Below are 23,421 nucleotides of genomic sequence, written 5' to 3' on the forward strand. Positions count from 1 at the left end.
CAATGAAAACATTTAACACAATATTTCTCTTGTTTCTAACTTCAATGGCATTTGCCCAAGTTGGTACAAATGGTCAAGATAGAAAAGAAGAAGGCCGAAACATACAAGAGTATAACCTTACCATAGAAAAAAATGAAATGACGCTTGGAGGTGTCACCGCAAACGGAATGACCATTAATGGTGGAATTCCAGGACCTACATTAGAATTTAATGAAGGTGACCTCGCTATTATTAATGTAACCAATAAAATGGATGAAGAAACCTCTGTACATTGGCACGGTTTAATACTTCCTAATTTTTATGATGGTGTACCTTATTTAACTACGCCACCTATAAAACCAAACACTACATTTCAATATAGAATACCTATAAACCAATCTGGCACATATTGGTATCATTCCCACACGATGTTGCAAGAGCAAAAAGGAGTTTATGGCTCAATAGTCATTCATCCTAAAGAAAAGACCTTGGACTATGATAAGGATTTAGTCGTAGTCCTTTCCGATTGGACAAATGAAAAACCAATAAATGTACTGCGAAACCTTAAACGAGGAAATGAGTGGTATCAGGTTAAAAAAGGAACAGCGGTACCATTAAGCAGAGTTATAAAAGAAGATGCATTAGGCGCACAATTCAAATTTTGGCGCGATAGAATGGAAGGTGCAGATATTGCAGATATCTACTATCCTGCGTTTTTAGCCAATGGTAAAAAAGTTGCAGAATATCCAGAGTTTAAAGCAGGTGAAAAAGTACGACTACGTTTTATTAATGCATCTGCTTCATCTTATTATTGGCTGGATTTTGGTGGTGGTAACCCGATGATTGTAGCGAGTGATGGTGTGGATGTAACACCAAAATATAAAAACCGATTTCTTTTTGCAATTGCCGAAACCTATGATGTGATTGTAACCATTCCAGAAGGCACATTGGAAATTACCGCAACAGCACAAGATGGTTCTGGTAATATGTCCATTCGTTTAGGTAGCGGAAAACTGTATCCAGCAACAGTTATAGACAGACCAGATAAAGTAGCTATGATGAAGCAAATGGCAAAAATGGATATGAAGATGGGTGCACCTGCTTTAGTAGGAAATAAAAACAGTAACACACCAGAAGTCCTAATGCAGAAATATGGGATGAAGATGAATATGGATATGAAAGATGGACAGATGGAGAATGAAATGAATATGGAAATGAAAAAGGATGTGATGCCAATGAATCATAAGATGATGCAAAAGGACACCACTTCATTTAATTATGACACACGTAAAACCTATTTCAATTATGATTTTTTAAAGGCAAAAGAAAACACGACTTATAAGGCAGACATACCTGTAACCGACCTTTTACTTAATCTAACAGGTAATATGCAACGTTATGTTTGGAGTTTGAATGGCATACCACTTTCGGAAACAGACAAAATTAAAATTAAAGGTGGAGAGGTTACTAGAATTACTTTGAATAACCTAACAATGATGCATCATCCAATGCACTTACACGGACATTACTTTAGGGTCATCAATGAAAATGGCGAACGTTCCCCATTAAAACATACCGTCAATGTACCACCTATGCAAAAAGTGGTCATCGAATTTTATAACGAAGAATATGGTGATTGGTTCTTTCATTGTCACGTGTTATATCATATGATGGGTGGTATGGCAAGAGTATTTAGCTATGATACACCACGCGATGAAAGGATGAAACCTTATCCAGTTCAAAAACTAATTGATGAAACTGACCATTATTACTCTTGGGGAGCTGCACGTGTAGGTTCAAACTTTAATGAACTTTTATTGATGTCAAGCAACATTCGTAACGAATTTGGACTACGTGCCGAGTTTGATTATAACCAAAATGCCGAGATAGAAGTAAATTATAACAGATATCTCAATGATTGGGTACGTGTGTATGCAGGTGTAAATACTGAAACTTCAACACCAGATTCTTATGATACATTCAATACTGTGGGATTGGTTGGAGTTAAATATTTCACGCCTTACAGATTTAATGTCGATGTGAGTATGGACCATCAACTGCGCCCAAGAATACGTTTAGACAGAGAACTATTGATTTTTCCTAGAATTTTTCTCGAAGGAGAATACGAATACAGAGCAGATTTTGGATGGGTTAATGAGTTAGAAAACAACAAATCTTATGAAGGTGAAACGCAATGGTTAATTGGAGCATCATACATCTTATCTCGAAATTTTTCAATTCAAGGGAATTATAATAACCGATATGGTTGGGGTGGCGGACTATTAGTTCGATTTTAATAATAAATAACAATTTTATATAAACAAATATTAATCTTAAAAGTAAGTCAAAATGAAAAAAGTAAAATTAGTAACAACAATTATGGTAATGGCTTTTATAAGCCTAACAACAATGTCTTGTAAAGACGCAAAAAAAGAACATAACAACGATGAAGGTCATAATACAGAAATGAATCACGACAATAGCGATGGTCATCACGATGGTAAGAAAAAGAAAATGGCAATGAATGGAGATATAAATTCTCAAACAATATTAAATGACTATTTCAACTTAAAGGATGCCTTAGTGGTAGATGATAATGCCAAAGCTAAAGAATTGGGTGCAACCCTCGCAACGTCATTAGGAAAGCTTGACATTTCAAAATTTACAGATGCCCAGCAATCAGAATTAAAGGACATTATCGAAGATGCTACGGAACACGCAGAACATATTTCAGAAAGTCCAATAGCACATCAACGTGAGCACTTTAAAGTTTTAAGTAAGGATATTACTGATATGGTAGCTATTACAGGAACACAAGTAAAACTATATGAGCAATTTTGTCCAATGTACGATGGTGGTTCAGCTTGGTTAAGTATGAGCAAGGATATTAAGAATCCCTATTATGGAAGCAAGATGTTGAACTGTGGAAAAGTCCAAAAGGAAATTAACTAAATGAAGATTTTAAAAATCATAGCAATAGTGTTGTTGGTGGCGTTTGTGGGGATTCAATTTATCCCCACAACGCGCAACCAAAGTGAAGTTGTTCCAAAAACCGACTTTATGTTGGTAAATGATGTCCCAAATGATATCAAGAACAAATTACAAGTCTCTTGCTATGATTGCCACAGTAACAATACAATATATCCTTGGTACAATAAGGTGCAACCGGTAGCCTGGTTTCTTGAAGACCATATCAAAGAAGGCAAGGCAGAATTAAATTTTAATGAATGGGATGATTATTCAAATAGAAGAAAAAACAGTAAACTAAAATCCATCATCAATCAAATTGAAAATGGCGAAATGCCCCTTTGGTCTTATACGCTAATTCACAAAAATGCCCTTTTATCGACAGGTGAAAAAGAACTTATAATTGGTTATATGAAACAAATTAAAGATAGTTTAAATTAAAATTCTGATATAAGTAGAATGGATTAGTTCATTTTTCTTTAAAGAAGAGAAAAAATAAATTCAATGAAACACACATATCACATACACGGAATGACCTGCAACGGTTGTCGCAGTCACGTTGAGGAAACACTTTCTAAAGTAGAAGGCGTTTCAAAAGCAACCGTCGATTTAGAAAAGGCAGAAGCTACCATAGAAATGGAATCACATATTCCCATAGAAACATTTCAAGAAGCCTTAAAAAAGGATGGTGGTAAATATAGCATTCATAAACAAGGTGAACACCATCAGCATTCAGAAGCTAAAAAGGAAAAGCAACCTAAAGGTACAGGCACATTTTATTGTCCTATGCATTGCGAAGGCGATAAAATCTATAACAAACCAGGTGATTGTCCTGTTTGCGGAATGGATTTGGTGGAAGAACAAAATCTATCCACAACTTCAGCAGAACAATGGACGTGTCCTATGCATCCAGAAATCATTAAAGACGAAGCAGGTTCGTGTCCTATTTGTGGGATGGATTTAGTACCAATGGAAGCAGATAGTTCAGCAGAGGAAAAAACGTATAAAAAACTTTTAAAGAAGTTTTGGATTGCAACCGCATTCACCTTACCAATTTTTTTAATGGCTATGAGCGAAATGCTCAATAACAATCCGTTGTACGATATAATGGAACAAAAAAATTGGAATTGGATTCAGTTTGTTTTATCCATTCCAGTTGTCTTTTACGCTACGTGGATGTTCTTTGAGCGTGCTTATAGAAGCATAAAAACGTGGAATCTCAATATGTTTACACTTATTGGAATCGGTGCAGGTGTGGCTTGGTTATTTAGTGTATTTGGGATGTTGTTTCCAGATGTATTTCCTGAACAATTTAAAACTGAATCAGGCGCAGTTCACGTCTATTTTGAAGCAGCAACAGTTATTCTAACGTTAGTGCTTTTAGGTCAATTGTTAGAAGCTCGTGCACATAGTAAAACCAATTCGGCAGTAAAAGAGTTACTAAAGTTAGCACCTAATAAAGCCATAAAAATAGTTGATGGTGAAGAAGTTGAGGTCAGTATTGACGAGATAGAATTAAATGATATTCTAAAAGTGAAACCAGGAGATAAAATTCCTGTGGATGGTGTGATAACTGAAGGCGAAACAACTATTGACGAATCTATGATTACAGGAGAACCTATTCCTGTAAACAAAACTCAAGAAGATAAAGTAAGTAGCGGAACAATTAATGGGAATCAAACCTTTTTAATGAAAGCTGAAAAAGTAGGAAGTGACACGCTTTTATCACAAATCATTCATATGGTTAATGATGCCAGTAGAAGTCGTGCACCTATTCAAAATTTAGCAGATAAAGTTTCAGGTTATTTTGTGCCAGTTGTAGTTCTTATTTCTATTATCACATTTATTGTATGGTCTATTTGGGGACCAGAACCAGTTTATGTGTATGCGTTTGTCAATGCAATTGCAGTACTAATCATTGCTTGTCCTTGTGCTTTAGGTTTAGCAACACCAATGTCTGTAATGGTTGGTGTGGGTAAAGGTGCTCAAAATGGTGTATTGATTAAAAATGCTGAAGCTCTTGAAAAAATGGATAAGGTAAATACGCTTATCGTTGACAAGACAGGAACAATTACCGAAGGAAAACCAACAGTTGAAACCGTTGGAGCTTTTAATGATGCTTTAAGCGAAAAAGAAGTGTTACAATACATCGTGTCATTAAATACCAATAGCGAACATCCTTTGGCAGAAGCGACAGTTAAATATGGCAAAGAACACAACGCAGAAATTTTAAAGTCCGAAGATTTTAGTGCTGTTACAGGAAAAGGTGTTGAAGCTAAAATTGATGGAAAAAATGTAGCATTAGGTAATCCTAAAATGATGGAATATGCTAAAGCGGATATTACTTCTAAAATGAAAGACGAAGCTAAATCTTACCAAGAACAGGGTAAAACAGTTTCTTATTTGTCAATAGATGAAACCGTCGTTGGATATGTAGTTATAGGCGATAAGATAAAAGAAACAAGTGCTAAAGCCATTAAAGCACTTCAAGATAAAGGGATTGATGTAATAATGCTGACAGGTGATAATCACGATACAGCACAAGCAGTAGCATCAGAACTAAATCTTGCAGATTTTAAAGCCAGTATGTTACCAGAGGACAAACTCAAAGAAGTAGAAAAATTACAAGAAAACGGAAAAGTAGTTGCTATGGCAGGTGATGGTATTAACGATGCACCAGCATTGGCTAAAAGTGATGTCGGTATTGCTATGGGAACTGGAACAGACGTAGCGATAGAAAGTGCTATGATAACTTTAGTAAAAGGCGATTTACACGGTATTGTAAAAGCAAAAAATTTAAGTAATGCTGTAATGAAGAACATTAAGCAAAACCTATTTTTTGCACTTATCTACAACACTTTAGGTGTACCTATTGCAGCAGGTGTGTTGTTTCCATTCTTCGGAATACTACTCTCGCCAATGATAGCAGCTTTAGCAATGAGTTTTAGTTCGGTTTCGGTAATAGGTAACGCATTACGATTAAGAACAAAAAACATTTAATTATATGCAGAAAACAGTTTTCAAAATATCAAAAATGGATTGTCCTTCTGAAGAAAATCTAATTAAGATGAAGCTATCTGATATAGATGGTATCAAACAACTTGATTTTAATTTAGAAGAAAGAATCTTAACACTATATCATAATTCAAATGTAAATGAAATTGGTAATGCCTTAAATGAATTAAAATTAAATGAAAGTTTAATCAGTTCAGAAGATACAGACACAATTATTACTGAATCTACAAGGAGTCAATCCAAACTGTTGTGGACAGTTCTAATCATCAATTTTGCATTTTTTATTATCGAAATGAGTACAGGACTTATTTCAAAATCAATGGGATTAGTTGCTGATAGTTTAGATATGTTGGCAGATTCATTTGTTTACGGATTGAGTTTAATAGCGGTTGGTGGTACAGTTTTAAAAAAGAAACGGATTGCAAAATATGCAGGCTATTTTCAGATAACACTTGCAATTATCGGAATCGTTGAGGTAATACGTAGATTTTTAGGCTATGAAGCTTTACCTGTATTTTCAACAATGATTATAGTTTCAGTATTTGCTTTGATTGCAAATGGCATTTGCTTGTACCTCTTACAAAAATCTAAAAGTCAAGAAGCACATATGCGTGCCAGTATGATTTTTACCTCTAACGATATTATAATAAATCTTGGCGTAATTACAGCAGGCGTTTTAGTCAATTGGCTGCATTCTGGTATTCCAGATTTAATTATAGGAATCATTGTATTTGGATTGGTGATACAAGGTGCATTCAGGATATTAAAATTAAGTAAGTAAAAAGTTTAACTATAAAATCAAAAATTATGGAAAATTCAAAAAAACACTCAAACAAAGGAAATTACAAAACCTTCTTTATAATGTTGGCTTGCTCATTTGTAGCAATGTACATCACAATGTATTTAAACACCTATTCCATAGACCACGTATGGTTTAGTTTAACACGATTCTATATGACGTGTTTAGGGATTTCAACAATGGCAGTAATAATGTGGTTTTTTATGCGAAAAATGTATAATGATAAAAAGAAGAATATCGCAATACTCGCAAGTAGTTTCATTCTGTTTGTTGGTGCATTAGGGTTGGTAAGAACACAAGCACCCATTATTGGTGATGTCCTTTGGATGAAAGCAATGATACCACATCATTCTATCGCTATTTTAACAAGTGAGAGAGCAGATATTCAAGACCCAGAAGTTAAAAAATTAGCAGAAGACATTATAAAAGCACAACGTAAAGAAATAGAAGAAATGAAAGCAATGATAAAACGATTAGAGAATGAAAAATAATAAAATAGTCATATATATTGGCATACTCGTAGTAGGTGTGTTATTGGGTTGGTTGCTTTTTGGTGGCTCGACAAATGAAGAAATAGACCATAATCACGATGCGGTTGCAGCAACCAATCAAATGTGGACGTGTTCTATGCATCCACAGATTATGCAACCAGAGCCAGGCGACTGCCCCATTTGTGGTATGGATTTAATTCCTGCGGAAAGCGGAAGTGATGGCTTAATGGCAGACCAATTTAAACTAACAGAAAATGCGATGGCATTAGCCAATATTCAAACAACTGTTGTAGGCAAGGGAAATGTTGAAGGCAACACCATAAAGTTATCTGGTAAAATTGCTGAAAACGAAGAAGCCAATGCAGTACAGGTAAGTTATTTCGCTGGAAGAATTGAACGTTTGAATGTGAGTTTTACAGGCGAAGAAGTTCGTAAAGGTCAATTATTGGCAACCATTTATTCGCCAGAACTCTATGCAGCACAACAAGAATTAATTACAGCAGCATCTTTAAAAGAATCACAACCTGCTTTATACAAAGCAGTCCGTAATAAATTGAAATTATGGAAGCTCTCTGAAAATCAAATCAACCAGATTGAAGAAACAGGAAAAGTAAAAGAAAACTTTCCTGTTTATGCAACCGTTTCGGGTACTGTTACAGAAAAATTGGTAGAGCAAGGCGATTACATCAAACAAGGACAACCCTTATTAAAAATTGCCAATCTCAACACAGTTTGGGGAAACTTTGATGTGTATGAAAATCAGATTGACCGCTTTAAAAAAGGACAGGAAGTGATGATAACAACCAATGCTTATCCTAATAAAGAGTTTAAAGGTAAAGTTGATTTCATTGACCCAGTTTTAAACACGAAAACAAGAACTGTAACCTTACGTGTTGTTTTAAGCAATAAGGACGATGTATTTAAACCAGGAATGTTTGTAACCGCAAATATTGAAGGCAGTACAGCTAAAAATGATGAAGTATTATCAATTCCTGCATCTTCTGTATTATGGACAGGTGAACGTTCTGTGGTGTACCTTAAAACAAATCCAGACCAACCTCTTTTTGAAATGCGTGAAATTAAATTAGGCAATCAAATTGGTAATGAATATGAAGTTGTAGAAGGTTTATTTGTTGGAAATGAAATAGTGACTAACGGAACATTTACAGTTGATGCAGCAGCACAATTACAAGGCAAAAAGTCTATGATGAATAAAGATGGTGGTAAAGTAATGACTGGACACGAAGGTCATTTAGGTATGGATAACAATGCATCTAACAAAGAAAGTGACCACACTAATATGAATGAGCGTTTGGAAGTATCAGAGAAATTTCAACAACAGTTAAATAGTGTTTACAATGCGTATATCAATTTAAAAGATGCTTTAGTAAAAGAAGATTCAATAAGTACTTCAGCAAACGCAACAACTTTATTAAATAAATTGAACAAAGTAGATATGAAATTGTTGTCAGATAATAAGGCGCATAACCATTGGATGTCATTAGAAGGCGAAATAAAATCTTCTGCAACTTCAATTTCTGAAACGTCCGATATAAAATCACAAAGAGACCATTTTAAACATTTATCATCACATCTAATCAATGCTGTACAACTATTTGGTGTCAATGAAAAGGTCTATGTAGAATTTTGTCCAATGGCAGATAACAATAATGGTGCGTTTTGGTTGAGCAAAGAAGAAAAAGTAATCAATCCATATTTTGGTGATGCAATGCTAACCTGTGGTGAAGTAAAACAAGTAATAGAATAATAAATCAAGTAATAACAATTAAATTTTAAACAATGAATTTTTCAAAGAAAAATCACGAACACAAAAACAAAAATGTAATCGACGTGAGTAAAAAAGTAATTTTAAGTGTAGCTGTAATAGCAGCATTAGGTTTAACAAGTTGTAAAAACGAAACCAAAAAAGAAACAGAAACCACAACTACTGAAATGTCAAAAGATATGGCAATGACAGACCTGTCTTTTGGTGTAAGAGGAAATTGCGGAATGTGTAAAAACACTATCGAAAAAGCAGCTAACGGTGTTGAAGGTGTAGCAAGTGCTAATTGGGATGTCGATAAAAAGAAAATTGATGTGTCTTTTGATGATACAAAAACAGATGTAATGGCGATTCACAAAGCAATTGCAGCTTCAGGTTACGATACCGAGAAAGTAGCAGGTGATGAAGACGCCTATAAAAATTTACCAGGTTGTTGTCAATACGACCACGAAATGATGATGAATCAATCTGGTGAAGAAGAAAGTGATGACCATTCAAATCACGACCATTAAACAAAAATGAAAGAGTCTTTTTCGGAAGGCTCTTTTTTTATTCCCCACAACCCAAAACCCAGTTTTTTCGCTTGCCTTGTCTTGAGCCTGACGAAAGCTCAAAATCCTCTGTCTTTTGTGTTGTTCCGCTCACCAAACAAGTTTAGCGTTTTTTTCGTCTTTAAGGTAATAGCATATTACAGCTTTGGTTTTCATAAAATCAAACCAAACTGCAAAAAGCTATTCTGTTATTATTTTATCATAAAACCCTAAACTCACCCAAGCTATGTTACATAATACAAGTTATAGTAGCAAAAATCCTTTCAAAGGTTTGCTAACGCAGTATTCTTATATTTTCGTAGCTATAACTGGTATTATGTAAAATATCCGCTATTCCAACGCGCACTTCCGTACATTAAACCACATTTTGAACTAACATTAAACATTTGAACATTTTAAGGTTTCCGTTAATTGATAATAATATTCGTTACCTCATTCAAGCTGCACAAAACCATCGTTAAGTCCAAGTATTCCTTACCTCAAGTCTTTGTTTGTTTCATTTCGTTAACAAATATAAAAGTCCACTTTTCCCCACCACCCAAGTCAGCGGTTATAAAAAAATAGGTTTATAAAGTGTAGTAATACCCCATAGCATATTGCTTTTTCTCGTGCCTCAAAAAAAGCAATTAGCTATTGTCTAAAAGTCCTGTATAAGTAGCTTGTTTAAATGCTGTTTTATCAAACAACTATTTAAAACGCTACCCATACAAACGCTTCATCCAACACTTAATAACAAAATGCAACCTATTTTTTTAAGTGTTAATTCCCCAGAAAAGTTAAAGGCAATTTCAATCAAGTTTAAACCAATTTGAAATATTAAAATAAAAAAAGATGGCAAATATATGTGGCTACCTCTGCCAACCGCACAAGGCTATAAAGGTCAAGCCCTACGGGTTTTGAATAAAACTTTTTTCAATACCTTTTTTTTTGATTTAGTCATTCAATAAAAAAACTTTTATCCAAAAACCTTGACAGCCTTACCCACGCCACAACAACTATGGCTATCTTTTTTCTTTTCAAAAAAAAATAATGGCGCGAAGCGTAGCGAAGCAATTTTAAATTGGATAGCTATGTCAACTTTTGAACTAAAAACACACCAAGTCGGAAAAGCTTACTCAAACCCTCATTTTTTTATACTAAACAAAGGGCTAAACAGCGGAAAACCACTCTTAAAATCCTGTGCTAACTGTTTCGTTGTCACTACTACAACAGAAGAGGTAAAACACACACTTTTTAACTTATCTATGATGTTACAAATAGGCGGTTTTTACGCTTACCATTTAAAAGGAAGTGTTATTCCGTTTATTTCAATAGATGATTGCAGAAATACTCTAAAAAATAGTTTTATATCATTAATAAATAATGAATTTCAATTGCAAAAGCATATTAATATAGTGTCAGCGATTAGTAAAAAAGAAGCCGAACTTCAAAAAGTCATTTCAAAAATGGCAGATTTGAAAGTATCATACATTCAAAGTTTATTTTCTAAAATGCAAAAAGAAGCAATCGAAAGCAACAAAACCTTTATCTAATTAAGTGCACAATAGTTGACTTATATTTCATCGGTAGGTACAACTTCGTGTCAAGTCCGTACCAAGTCCGAAGAAAATTATGTTTCATTAAAATTATTTATGTTATGGGTAAAATTGCTCAAGGTATTTTAGGAGGGCTTTCAGGTAAGGTTGGAAACGTTATCGGTGGAAGCTGGAAAGGAATTGATTACATTAGAATTAAACCTTCAAGTGTAGCCAATCCAAGAACTGTTGGTCAAGTAAACCAAAGAACCAAGTTTACTGCCACTTTAGAATTTTTACAGGCTGTAAAGCCTTTTATTAAGTTAGGTTATAAAGGGTTAGCTGTTAAGAAAACAGAATTTAATGCTGCGATGTCGTATGTGTTGAATAATGCGATTACAGGTACTGAACCTAACTTTGTTGTTGACTATCCGAACGCTTTAGTAAGTCGAGGAGGTTTATCTGGTGCGTTAAACCCAACGACTGATTTAGCAACTGCTGGAGAAGTTACCTTTGATTGGGATGATAACTCTGCTGAAGGTAATGCAAATGCTACTGACAAGTCAATGTTATTGATTTACAACCCCTCAAAAAAGGAATCTATTTCTTTACTTGATGGAGCCGACAGAACTGTTGGTTCTCAAATTGTTCCAATCCCAACAACTTATGCAGGAGATACAGTAGAGCTATTTATGGCGTTTATTACTGCTGATGGTAGTCAAGTATCAAACAGTATTTATTTAGGCTCTGGAACAGCTAATTAATGCTTGGTGTTTTTGTTTGGAAACCGCTCTAATCGAGCGGTTTTTTTTATGCTATATTTGTTGCTCTATTTATTAATAGTTGTTGCTAATCTTCTCTTTTTATATGTTTTTTGTATGCTATTTGTTGCCCATATGCAGTATTACCAATGAATACAGGGTTAGTTATATATTGTATCGGTAAATAGTAAGTGTACATCTAAATTTTAATAATTAACCATACATTTTGTATATTGTCATATGCAAAACTGTATTTTAAGATGTTTGGTTAATAACAAGCAAAGCCTTATTACTATTGGTTTTTTGTTTGCTTTTTTTGTGCTTAAGTCTCAAAACTTACCACCTATACAATATTTTTCACCTAAGCAATACAACGCATCAAATCAAAATTGGGATATATCTCAATCTTCAGATAAATATATTTATGTAGCTAATTCCAAAGGATTATTAGAGTTTAATGGTGCTAATTGGAATTTATATAATTCACCTAACGAAACTGTAATTAGATCTGTACATGTTTTAGGAGACAAAATATATACAGGTTGTTATATGGAGTTTGGGTATTGGCAAAAAACACAAATAGGAGATTTGCAATACACCTCTTTATCTTCAAAAATTAAAAAGAAACTATTAGAAGATGAACAGTTTTGGAATATTGAAAGTTTAGGTAATTGGCTTTTGTTTCAATCCTTAGACAGGATTTATATTTATAATACATTAGATAAAACTTTCAATATTATAGATTCTGAAGAGTCTATATTAAAAATGTTTAAAGTCAAAAATGCTATTTATTTTCAGGATAAAACAAAAGGATTATTTGCTTTTGAGAATAGTAAACCTAAATTAATTTCTAATGCTCCAGAAATTATAAATGATATTGTAGTAGGTTTTTTTCCTATTGAAGAACATTTTATAGTAATCACCCAGAATAAAGGTATTTATCAGTTAAAAGGTAATCAAATAACAAAATTTTCTGATGTATTAGATTCATTTTCTGTTTACAGTAGTTTAATGCTTAATGACAATAGTATTATTGTAGGTACAATATCTAACGGAATTATTCAATTAAATACAAATGGAGAAATAGTAAATACAATTAAACAAGAAAACGGATTGGGTAATAACACAATTTTGTCTGTATTTGAAGATGTAGACAAAAATTTGTGGTTAGGAATGGACAATGGTGTAAGTTGTATAAATATTGATTCTCCTTTCTTAATTTTTAATGATAATAAAGGAGGTTTAGGTACTGTTTATACTTCTGTAGTATATAGAAACAGACTATATCTAGGAACAAATCAAGGATTATTTTACAAAGATGAAAAAAGTCATGATTTAACATTTGTAGAAAATACAAAAGGTCAAGTTTGGTGTTTAAAAGTGATTGATAATCAATTGTTTTGTGGACATAACAGAGGTACTTTTATAATTGAAGATAATATAGCAAGACGCATTGCAGACATTGATGGTACTTGGGATATTTTAACTGTAAAAAACCATCCAAACCTACTATTACAAGGTAATTATAATGGATTAAATGTTCTTGAAAAACAAAACGGAAAATGGGTTTTTAGAAACAAAATTAATGGATTTAATAACTCGTCTAGGTTTTTGGTTTTTATCAATAATAATCAAGTTTTGGTAAACCATGAGTATAAAGGCGTATTTAAAATTGATATCAAAAAGGACTTTAGTTCAATATCAAAAGTTCAAAAATTAAATTTTTTAGGTAATGGTTTGTTTTCTTCAGTAGCAAAACATAATAATAAGATTTACTATGCATCAAAAAAAGGTGTTTTTGTATCAGATCAAGAAAATTTTAATCTAAAAAAGGATACCATTCTTTCAAATCTATTTAAAAAACAAGGTTATGCATCAGGTAAACTTGTTTCAGATTCAAAAACAAACACGTTATGGATATTTACACAAAAAGGCATAAATTATATTAAGCCTGGTAAATTAAGTAATGATCCAGATATTACATTTATTCCTTTATCTAATACATTAAGAGACAATATTTCGGGTTACGAAAGTGTTTCTAGCATATCTGCTAGCAAATTTATTTTAGGAACCTCAAGAGGTTATAAAATACTTGATATATCAAAATTTGAAGCTAGAGCTTACACTGTTCATATAAATGAAATTAAACTGAATCCTCTTTCAGGTCAAACAAAACTTATAAACATATCAGAAAACGGTCTATTTAAGAACAAACAAAACAATTTAGAGTTTAGTTACAGTATAGCAGAATATGATAAGTATTTAGAAGCTGAATATGCTACCAAACTTGAAGGGTTTTACGAAAATTGGAGTGATTGGAGTAATCAATCAAATGTGTCTTATAAAAATTTACCACCAGGAGATTACATATTTAAAGTAAAAGCAAGAGTAGGAGATAAAAATGTAGAAGACGCTGTTGTATATAGTTTTAGCATTGAAAAACCATGGTATTTATCTTCTTCTATGATTGTTGTGTACTTTATTTTAGGAATAATTATAGTCCTGTTAGTCAACTATTTTTACAAATTATATTATAAAAAACAAAAAGCAAAACTACTTCTAAAGACACAGCGAGAGCTAGAATTAAAAGATTTAGAAAATAAGCAACATTTAATGAAGCTTAATAACGAAAAGCTTAAAAATGAAATTGAAAGTAAAAATAGAGAGTTAGCTGTATCTACAATGAGTCTGATAAAAAAGAACGAATTTTTAAATACTATAAAAAAAGAATTATCAGAAAAAGTTGAAGACTCAAATCTAAAACCTGTTATTAAAATAATTGATAAAAACATAAATAACAAGGATGACTGGAAACTTTTTGAAGAAGCTTTTAATAATGCAGACAAAGATTTCTTAAAAAAGATAAAATCTATACATCCCAAACTTACCTCTAACGATTTAAGACTTTGCGCATATTTACGTCTTAATTTATCATCAAAAGAAATAGCACCTCTATTAAACATCTCTCCAAGAAGTGTAGAGGTTAAACGATATCGTTTGCGTAAAAAGATGGATTTACCCCATAAAACTAATTTAACCGACTATATATTAGAGTTATAAAAACACTACAAGTGTTAAAATAACCTATACAATACCACTACAAAGGTCGTTTTTTTTTAAAAGTTTCATTTACTAGAAAAAAAATATAAAACATTATAACATCAATAAATCACTGTGTTTTTACGTGTTTTATGATGTTTTTTTTGCGATGTATGTTTTTTGTAGCGCTAAATATTAAGAATTTGTTAATTAAAGCGATTAATTTTGAGAAAAGCTCAAACTAAATAAAAATGAAAAAAATATTTTTATCGGTTTTACTCTCAATTTTTGCTATAAGTATCTATGCCCAAGAGTATACCATTTCAGGAGTTGTGACTAGTCAACAAGATGGATTACCACTTCCTACAGTTAGTGTTATTATAAAAAACACAACAAAAGGTACAGTTACCGATTTTGATGGTAACTATACAATTAGTAATGTCCAAAAAGGAGAGACATTAGTGTTTTCTTACATAGGATTTGAAACTAAAGAAGTTGTTGTTAATAATTCTAATGCTATAAATGTAACTTTAACAGAAAATGTTGAGTCACTATCAGAAGTTGTTGTAATTGGATACGGATCTCTTAAAAAACGTGAAGTAACAGGAGCAGTATCAACAGTAGGTTCTGAAGTCTTAGAAGAAATTAAACCTATTAAAGTAGAACAAGCACTACAAGGTACAGTTTCTGGTGTTAACGTAACCCAACAAGGTGGAGCACCAGGTGCAGGTTTGGATATTAGAATTAGAGGTATTTCTACAAACGGAGCAAACGGTCCTTTAGTTATTATTGATGGTTACCAAGGAAATTTGGATATTTTAAACCCAAATGATATTGAAACTATTACAGTTTTAAAAGATGCTCAGGCTGCTATCTACGGTACAATAGGAGCAAATGGAGTAGTTTTGATTACAACTAAACAAGGTAGAAAAAACTCAGCTCCAAAAGTTTCTATTAATTCATATACTGGTTTTCAAGAAACCACAAGAAAGTTACCATTACTTAATGCTACAGAATATGCTCTACTTTTAAATGAAAGCTATGCTGCAGGCGGACAGGCTATACCTTTTCCAAATGTAACAGGATTAGGTACAGGAACCGATTGGCAAGAAGAAGTTTTTAATGAAGCTGTTCCTATTATAAATCATGATTTTAATGTTTCTGGAGGATCAGAAAAAATAACATACTCCTTTAGTGGATCTCATTTATACCAACAAGGTATTATTGGACCTAAAAAAACAGACTTTAGACGTAATACAGCAAGATTGTCTTTAGGTGCAGATCTTTCAGATAAAATTAAAGTTAATGCTAATGTTATTTATACTTACTTAGATAGAGATGCGATTAATGATAACGGTTTAGGGTCTGTATTATTCAACGCAATTAATGCTCCTGCTACTTTATCTCCATATCAAACAAATGGTGATTTTTCTCTAGTACCAAATACACCAGGTTTAGGTATCGAGATTATAAATCCATTAGCTCAAATAGATAACACATTTAATGATTATGATTTAAAAAAATTAAATGGTACAGTATCTTTAGATTATGATATTCATAAAAAAGTAAAGTTAACCAGTAGAATTGGTTTTAATACAAGTAACAGCGAAGGAAAGTCTTTTGCTAAAGAGATTGATTATGGAGGTAAAGTCTTTGATGTACAAAGAAGTAGCGTGTCGCAAAATGCAATCAATGATAATAACTACTCACTAGATATTTTTGGAACCTATAACGATGTCTTTGCAGATAACCATAAAGTAACATTAACATTAGGGACTACTATCTTTAAAGAATTTGGTAATGGTCTTTTTGCAACTGGATTTGATATACCTAACAACGATTGGGCATTTGCTGATATAGCGTTAGCTGAAGGAACAAGCGATGAAGGTGTTAGAGACGTTGGTTCTTATGCTTATGATGAAAGAAGACTATCTTACTTTGGTAGGCTACAGTACGACTATAAGGGTAAATATTTATTCTCAGCAATGCTTAGAAGAGACTCTTCAACAAAGTTTGGACCAAATAACAGAACAGCATATTTTCCTTCTGTAACTGCAGGTTGGGTAATTTCTGATGAAGAATTTATGAATAACTCAAATTTTATAGACTTTTTAAAGCTAAGAGCTAGTTATGGTGTGTTAGGAAACGACCAAATAGGAAACAACGGTTACACAAGTCTATTAGAAGGAGAAGCAACTTATATTTTTGATGGATCTTTAGTAAATGGTCAAGCAATAGGTGTTTTGTCTAATCCAGATTTACAATGGGAAGAAGCTAAAAAACTAGATATTGGATTAGATTTAAAATTTTTAGGAGAAAAACTAAATGTTACAGCAGACTATTTTATAAACAAAAGAGATAACCTGTTAATTCAAAATATAGCAACTTCAGGTATAACAGGTATAGCAGCTCCAGGTGCTGGATCACCAACGGTTAATGCAGGTGAAGTAGAAAACAGAGGTTTTGAATTAGCATTAGGATATAGTGATAAGTTATCAGACAATTTTAAATTTAATGTAAATTACAATTTAACAACATTAAAGAATACTGTATTAGAAGTTAATAATAGTACAGGATATCTTGAAGGTGGAGCTTTTGGTGTTGGTCAACCAGCACCATCAAGAATGGAAGTAGGTTTACCAATTGGATATTTTTATGGTTTTCAAACAAATGGAATTTTCCAAAACCAAGCAGAAGTAAACGCGCATCCATCTCAATCTGCTTTAGGTGCAGAAGCAGCTCCAGGAGATATTAGATTTGTTGATGTAAATGGTGATGGAGTAATTGATTTTGATGATAGGACAAACTTAGGAGACCCAATACCAGACGTAACAATGGGACTAAATTTAAGTTTAGATTATAAAAACTTCGATTTTAAAATGTACACGTTTGCTTCTATAGGAAACGATATGGTAAGAAACTACGAAAGAACTTTATCTGATGTTAATAGACTTAATTATGTGTTAGATAGATGGACAGGAGAAGGAACAAGTAATACAGTACCAAGAGTAACTACAGCAGCAACTAGTAACAATGTGTTTTCAGATTATTTTGTAGAAGATGCATCTTTTGTTAGAATTCAAAACATTCAATTAGGTTACAGTTTACCAAGCAAAGTATTAGACAAATTAGGTATGACTAAAATAAGACTTTACACAGCTGTAAATAATCTTTATACATTTACTAAATATAAAGGATATGACCCAGGAGCTTCAAACGGAGCACCAATTGGCGGAGGTATAGATTACGGTTTTTATCCTATACCTAGAACTTACATTCTTGGTTTAAATCTTAACTTTTAAAAAAAAGAATTATGAAAAATTATAAAAATATACTTTACGCTTTTACTGTATTAGTAGGCTTCGCTGCTTGTTCAGATGACTTTGTAGAGCGTGAGCCAGTTTACTCAATTGGATCAGAAAATTATTTTAATTCAGAAACAGATTATTATAATGCTTTAGTAGGCGCATACGATTTATTACAATCTACCTACGTAAATGTCATGTTAGGAGAAATAGCTTCTAATAATACACTTTGTGGCGGAGAAAGCGCTACAGATGTTATTGGTTTTCAGCAAATAGATGACATGACACATACACCTGTTAATAGTAACTTAAAAAATATTTGGGATTGGATGTTTGCAGGTGTTAATAGAGCAAATTACATTTTAGAATTTCAAGATAAAACAGACTTTGAAGGTAAAGAAGTTATTATTGCCGAAACTCGTTTTTTAAGAGCTTATTATTATTTTGAGTTAGTAAAATGGTTTGGTCCAGTGCCTTTAAAAGAAACAAGATTTGAACTAGGAGACGAAACTTCAATACCAAGATCTCCAGTGTCAGATGTATATGGTTTAATAGAATCAGATTTACAATATGCAATAAATAATTTAGAGTATACAGCACCACAAATAGGACGTGTAACTAAAGGTGCAGCACAAGCATTATTAGGTAAAGCTTATTTGTATCAAGATAAATTTTCAGATGCAGCTAATGTGTTAGATAATTTAATTCAATTTGGTCCTTATGATTTGGTTGATGATTACAATACAATTTTTGAAAATGCAGGAGAAAATGGTATAGAATCTGTTTTTGAAGTTCAATATACAGATGCAGAAGGAGCAGGATTTGGATGTCTTCAATGTAGTGAAGGTAACGTAGCTGTTGGTTTTAACGGAATCCGTAACTACGATGGTCCAGTGTTTGATTCTGGTTTTAGCTTTAATGTGCCTACACAAGATGTAGTTGACGAGTTTGAAGCAGGAGACTTAAGAAAAGATGTGGCTATTTTAGATATCGAAGCTTGGGCAAATACTACTGGCGCAACTTACGGTACAGGATATGAACACACAGGTTATTTTAATAGAAAATATATTGCTAGACAAGGAGATGCAAATCTTGGTGATCAAAATCTTACTAACCCAAATAATTATAGAGCTATTCGTTTTGCAGATGTGCTTTTAATGGCTGCAGAAGCTTTTAATAGAAGCGGAATTGACGATACAAAAGCACAATTATATTTAAACAGAGTCAGAGAACGTGCTTTTGGGGATACATCTCACAATGTAACAGTAACAGGTACAGCTCTAACAGATGCAATTTATCATGAAAGACGTGTAGAATTAGTTGGAGAAGGACATCATTTCTTTGATCTAGTTCGTACAGGAAGAGGAAACCAAATTCCAGGTTTCACTTCTAATAAAAATGAATTATTTCCAATACCAATTGAAGAAATTCAATTTTCAAATGGTAATTGGCAACAAAACCCAGGTTATTAATTAAAAAAATTAGAAAAATGAAAAATTTTAAGTACATCCTTACATCTTTTTTGGCTGTTTTGTTAGTGTTTACATGTGCTAATGAAGATGATGATACAAACTATGTAAATCAAATAGAAGCACCAAAAAATGTTTCGGCATTAATAACCGTAACACAAGATAATACAGGCTTGGTAACAATTACACCATTAGGAGAAGGTGTAGTAAGTTTTAAAGTAAACTATGGTGACGGTTCTGAGTTGTCAGAAGATTTAAATCCAGGAGAAAGTACACAGCATACATATGAAGAAGGCGTGTATAACGCTATTATTGTCGCTACAGGATTAAACGGAAAAACAACATCCGTAACACAAGAAGTAGTTGTGTCTTTTCAAGCACCACAAAATTTAGTAGTTACTATAGAAAATGATGCGACTATATCTAAGCAAGTAAACATTAATGCAAACGCTGATTTTGCATTGTCTTACGAGGTTAATTTTGGTGATGGTAGTGATCCTATTATGACTAATTTTGAAGAGCCTTACAGTTATCAGTACACAGATGCAGGTATTTATACAATTACAGTAACAGCTTTTAGTGCTGCTATCGAAACTACTGTTTACACGGAAGAATTTGAAGTAACAGCTATACTTCAACCCTTAAATGCAGCTCCTTCACAACCAGCAAGAGCAGATGCAGATGTCATTTCAATTTATTCTGGATATTACACAGACATTTCTGGTACAGATTATTATCCTAATTGGGGACAAGCAACAACTTTTAATGAGTTAGATATCAATGGAGATGCTACTATTCAATATAGTAACTTAAATTATCAAGGTATACAATATGGAGAAACTGTTGATGCTTCAGCAATGGAATATTTACATATTGATGTATGGACAACTGATGCACCAAATATTCAAGTATTTCCTATAAGTATCGCTACAGGAGAGCAACAAGTAACTTTAGACTTAGTAGCAGACCAATGGAATAGTTTTGATATTCCTATATCAGATTTTACTTCTCAAGGCTTATCAATGAACGATATCCATCAGTTTAAATTTGTAGGGTCTGGTACTGTATTTATAGACAATTTATATTATTATCGTGCACCAACAGTTCAAAATACATTAGAAGGAACTTGGAAAATGGTAGAAGAAGCAGGCGCATTAGGTGTAGGACCAGCAGTAGGAGATACAAGCTGGTGGAATTGTGATGCTACTTGTGTTACAGATCGTGCATGTTATTATGATGATACTTATGTATTTAATCCAGACGGAACATTTAATAATGTTTTAGGTGCTCAAACTTGGGTTGAAGGCTGGCAAGGCGGAAGCGATGCTTGTGGTACTCCAGTAGCACCATATGATGGGTCAGCTTCTGCAACTTACACATACGATAGTGCTGCAGGAACAGTAACGTTAAATGGTACAGGAGCCTATATAGGTTTAGCTAAAGCTAATAATGCAGGAGAATTACCAAACGTAGCAGTACCAAGTTCAATAACTTATAATGTAACGTTTTTAGACGCTAATACAATTAGTGTTTATGTAGAATCTGGCGCTGGTGTATTCTGGCAATATAAATTAGAAAGAGTTGGAGCAACTTCATCACCAATTGAAGGAACTTGGAAGATGGCAGAAGAAGCTGGCGCATTAGGAGTTGGACCAGCAGTAGGAGATACAAGTTGGTGGAATTGTGATGATGCTTGTGTAACAGAAAGAGCGTGTTATTACGATGATACATATGTGTTTAATTCTGACGGAAGTTTTAGTAATGTATTAGGAACAGACACTTGGGTTGAAGGTTGGCAAGGTGGTAGCGATGCTTGTGGTACACCAGTAGCTCCTTATGATGGTTCTGCGTCTGCAACTTACACTTATGATAGCGCAGCAGGAACCGTGACTGTTAACGGTACAGGTGCTTACATCGGTTTAGCTAAAGCAAATAATGCAGGAGAATTGCCAAATGTTGCTGTGCCAACTTCAATTACTTACAATGTAACATTTGTTGATGCAAATACAATGACTGTTTATGTAGAAGCTGGTGCTGGAGTTTTCTGGCAATATAAGCTTGTTAAAATTTAAAAATTACTATGATGAAAAATCTAAAAATAAATCTATTATTCATTCTAGCGTTATCACTTTTCACCTTTAGTTGTCAAGAAGATGATGCAGAATTTGGAGAAATAACTGCACCAACTAATTTACAAATTAGTGCCGAAATTATTGGCGTAGATGCAAATAACCCTAACGGTGATGGAAGTGGTATGGTAATATTAACTGCAACAGCAGATAATGCTATTACCTATAATTTTGAATTTGGAGACGGACAAAATGGCGTTTTTCCATCAGGAGTAGCAAATCATCGATTTAGTTTAGTAGGTTTAAATTCTTATAACGTTGTTGTAAGTGCAATAGGAAGAGGAGGAAACGCAACAACAGGAACCATAACTATTGATGTATTTAGTTCTTTTGACGATTTAGAAGCTAAACAATTACTATCAGGAGGAGCTGGTAGTTCTAAAATATGGTATTGGGCAGCAGCAGAAACGGCTCATTTAGGAGTTGGACCTGCTAATGGCTCAATCGGTGAAGGATATTGGTATCCGCAATGGTATGCAGCACAACCTTTTGAAAAAGCTGGTTCTGACGAAAGTAGTTGTATTTATGAAGACCAATTAGTTTTTTCTTTAGATACAAACGATCAATTAACATATCAACTTAATAACAACGGACAAACTTACTTTAATGGAGCTTACGAGTCTGTTGTTGGAGGAAGTGCAGGTTATGACTTTTGTTATGACTTTGATACATCAGGAACAAGTATAGTTTCTCTTGCGCCAACTTCTGTAGATTGGAGTACTGTACCAGACCCAGATTTTACATCTAGAGGAACAGTAATGAACTTTTCTAACGGCAATTTTATGGGATACTATGTAGGGGCATCTAGTTATGAAATTATCGAGTTAACATCGTCTTTATTAAAAGTTAGATGTATAGATTCTCAAAACCCAGATTTAGCATGGTATCATACCTTTACAACGCAAGAACCAACACAAGGATTTACTTCAGATTATAATACACTTGCTTGGCAAGACGAATTTGATGTAGATGGTGCTCCAGACCCAACAAAATGGACTTATGATTTAGGAACTGGTGTAGATGGATGGGGAAATCAAGAAGCTCAATCTTACACAAACAACTCTGAAAATGTTGAGGTTTCTAACGGAAACTTAATAATAACAGCAATTAATACAGGTTCTGGTTACACATCTGCAAGAATTAAATCAGAAAATCTGTATGAGTTTACTTACGGAAGAGTGGAAGTAAGAGCAAAATTACCAACTGGTGGCGGAACTTGGCCTGCAATTTGGATGCTTGGTGCTAATTATGATACAAATGCTTGGCCAGCTTGTGGAGAAATAGATATTATGGAACATGTAGGGAATGATCAAAATACAATTCACGGATCTTTACATTATCCAGAAGCTTTTGCAGGTAATGCAGACACAGGATCTACTACAGTAGACACAGCTAGTACAGAGTTTCATAATTATACAGTAGAATGGTCTCCGACAGCAATAAAATTTGTTGTAGATGATGTAGTGTATCATACCTATGCTAATACAGGATCTTCGCCATTTAATAGTGATTTCTTCTTGATTTTAAATGTAGCTATGGGCGGAACTTTTGGAGGCGATATTGATCCAGCCTTTACACAAAGCTCTATGGAAATTGATTATGTAAGAGTATACGAATAG

Annotated in this window: 15 protein-coding genes; all 15 read left to right on the plus strand. The window is 33.3% G+C overall.

From position 1 onward, the window contains the following. Positions 1-2 precede the first annotated feature (2 nt). Positions 3-2,276, plus strand: a complete 2,274-nt coding sequence (locus H574_RS0106515; RefSeq protein WP_027879798.1) for a multicopper oxidase domain-containing protein — start codon at positions 3-5, stop codon at positions 2,274-2,276. Positions 2,277-2,328: 52 nt separating this feature from the next. After that, positions 2,329-2,931, plus strand: coding sequence for a DUF3347 domain-containing protein (locus H574_RS0106520; RefSeq protein WP_027879799.1), 603 nt, complete (start codon positions 2,329-2,331; stop codon positions 2,929-2,931). Beyond that, on the plus strand, positions 2,932-3,387 hold the full coding sequence (locus tag H574_RS0106525) for a heme-binding domain-containing protein (RefSeq protein ID WP_027879800.1): 456 nt from the start codon (positions 2,932-2,934) through the stop codon (positions 3,385-3,387). 63 nt (positions 3,388-3,450) lie between these two features. Beyond that, a complete protein-coding gene (locus H574_RS0106530) occupies positions 3,451-5,946 on the plus strand; it encodes a heavy metal translocating P-type ATPase (RefSeq protein ID WP_027879801.1) in 2,496 nt (831 codons plus the stop codon). A 4-nt stretch (positions 5,947-5,950) separates the two neighbouring features. After that, positions 5,951-6,742, plus strand: a complete 792-nt coding sequence (locus H574_RS0106535) for a cation efflux transmembrane domain-containing protein (protein WP_027879802.1) — start codon at positions 5,951-5,953, stop codon at positions 6,740-6,742. Between the two features lie 26 nt (positions 6,743-6,768). Next, a complete protein-coding gene (locus tag H574_RS0106540) occupies positions 6,769-7,251 on the plus strand; it encodes a DUF305 domain-containing protein (RefSeq protein WP_027879803.1) in 483 nt (160 codons plus the stop codon). After that, entirely contained in the window at positions 7,241-9,019 is a 1,779-nt protein-coding gene (locus tag H574_RS0106545; RefSeq protein WP_027879804.1) for an efflux RND transporter periplasmic adaptor subunit, read from the plus strand. Before H574_RS0106540 ends, H574_RS0106545 begins: the two co-directional genes overlap by 11 nt. Before the next feature lie 32 nt (positions 9,020-9,051). Further along, the gene (locus H574_RS0106550; RefSeq protein ID WP_027879805.1) at positions 9,052-9,546 is read left to right on the plus strand and encodes a heavy-metal-associated domain-containing protein; all 495 of its coding nucleotides are present in this window, start codon (positions 9,052-9,054) and stop codon (positions 9,544-9,546) included. Between the two features lie 1,007 nt (positions 9,547-10,553). Continuing rightward, positions 10,554-11,117, plus strand: a complete 564-nt coding sequence (locus H574_RS0106555) for a DUF6943 family protein (protein WP_240471258.1) — start codon at positions 10,554-10,556, stop codon at positions 11,115-11,117. Positions 11,118-11,221: 104 nt separating this feature from the next. Further along, a complete protein-coding gene (locus H574_RS0106560; protein ID WP_027879807.1) occupies positions 11,222-11,863 on the plus strand; it encodes a DUF6266 family protein in 642 nt (213 codons plus the stop codon). A 237-nt stretch (positions 11,864-12,100) separates the two neighbouring features. Next, entirely contained in the window at positions 12,101-14,920 is a 2,820-nt protein-coding gene (locus H574_RS0106565) for a helix-turn-helix and ligand-binding sensor domain-containing protein (protein ID WP_081653186.1), read from the plus strand. A 230-nt stretch (positions 14,921-15,150) separates the two neighbouring features. Further along, on the plus strand, positions 15,151-18,201 hold the full coding sequence (locus tag H574_RS0106570; protein ID WP_027879809.1) for a SusC/RagA family TonB-linked outer membrane protein: 3,051 nt from the start codon (positions 15,151-15,153) through the stop codon (positions 18,199-18,201). 11 nt (positions 18,202-18,212) lie between these two features. Beyond that, entirely contained in the window at positions 18,213-19,676 is a 1,464-nt protein-coding gene (locus H574_RS0106575) for a RagB/SusD family nutrient uptake outer membrane protein (RefSeq protein WP_027879810.1), read from the plus strand. A gap of 17 nt (positions 19,677-19,693) precedes the next feature. Further along, a complete protein-coding gene (locus tag H574_RS14365) occupies positions 19,694-21,745 on the plus strand; it encodes a hypothetical protein (protein WP_051169841.1) in 2,052 nt (683 codons plus the stop codon). Positions 21,746-21,756: 11 nt separating this feature from the next. Then, positions 21,757-23,421, plus strand: a complete 1,665-nt coding sequence (locus H574_RS0106585) for a glycoside hydrolase family 16 protein (RefSeq protein ID WP_027879811.1) — start codon at positions 21,757-21,759, stop codon at positions 23,419-23,421.

It is taken from the genome of Mesoflavibacter zeaxanthinifaciens DSM 18436 (assembly GCF_000422365.1).
GTDB lineage: Bacteria > Bacteroidota > Bacteroidia > Flavobacteriales > Flavobacteriaceae > Mesoflavibacter > Mesoflavibacter zeaxanthinifaciens.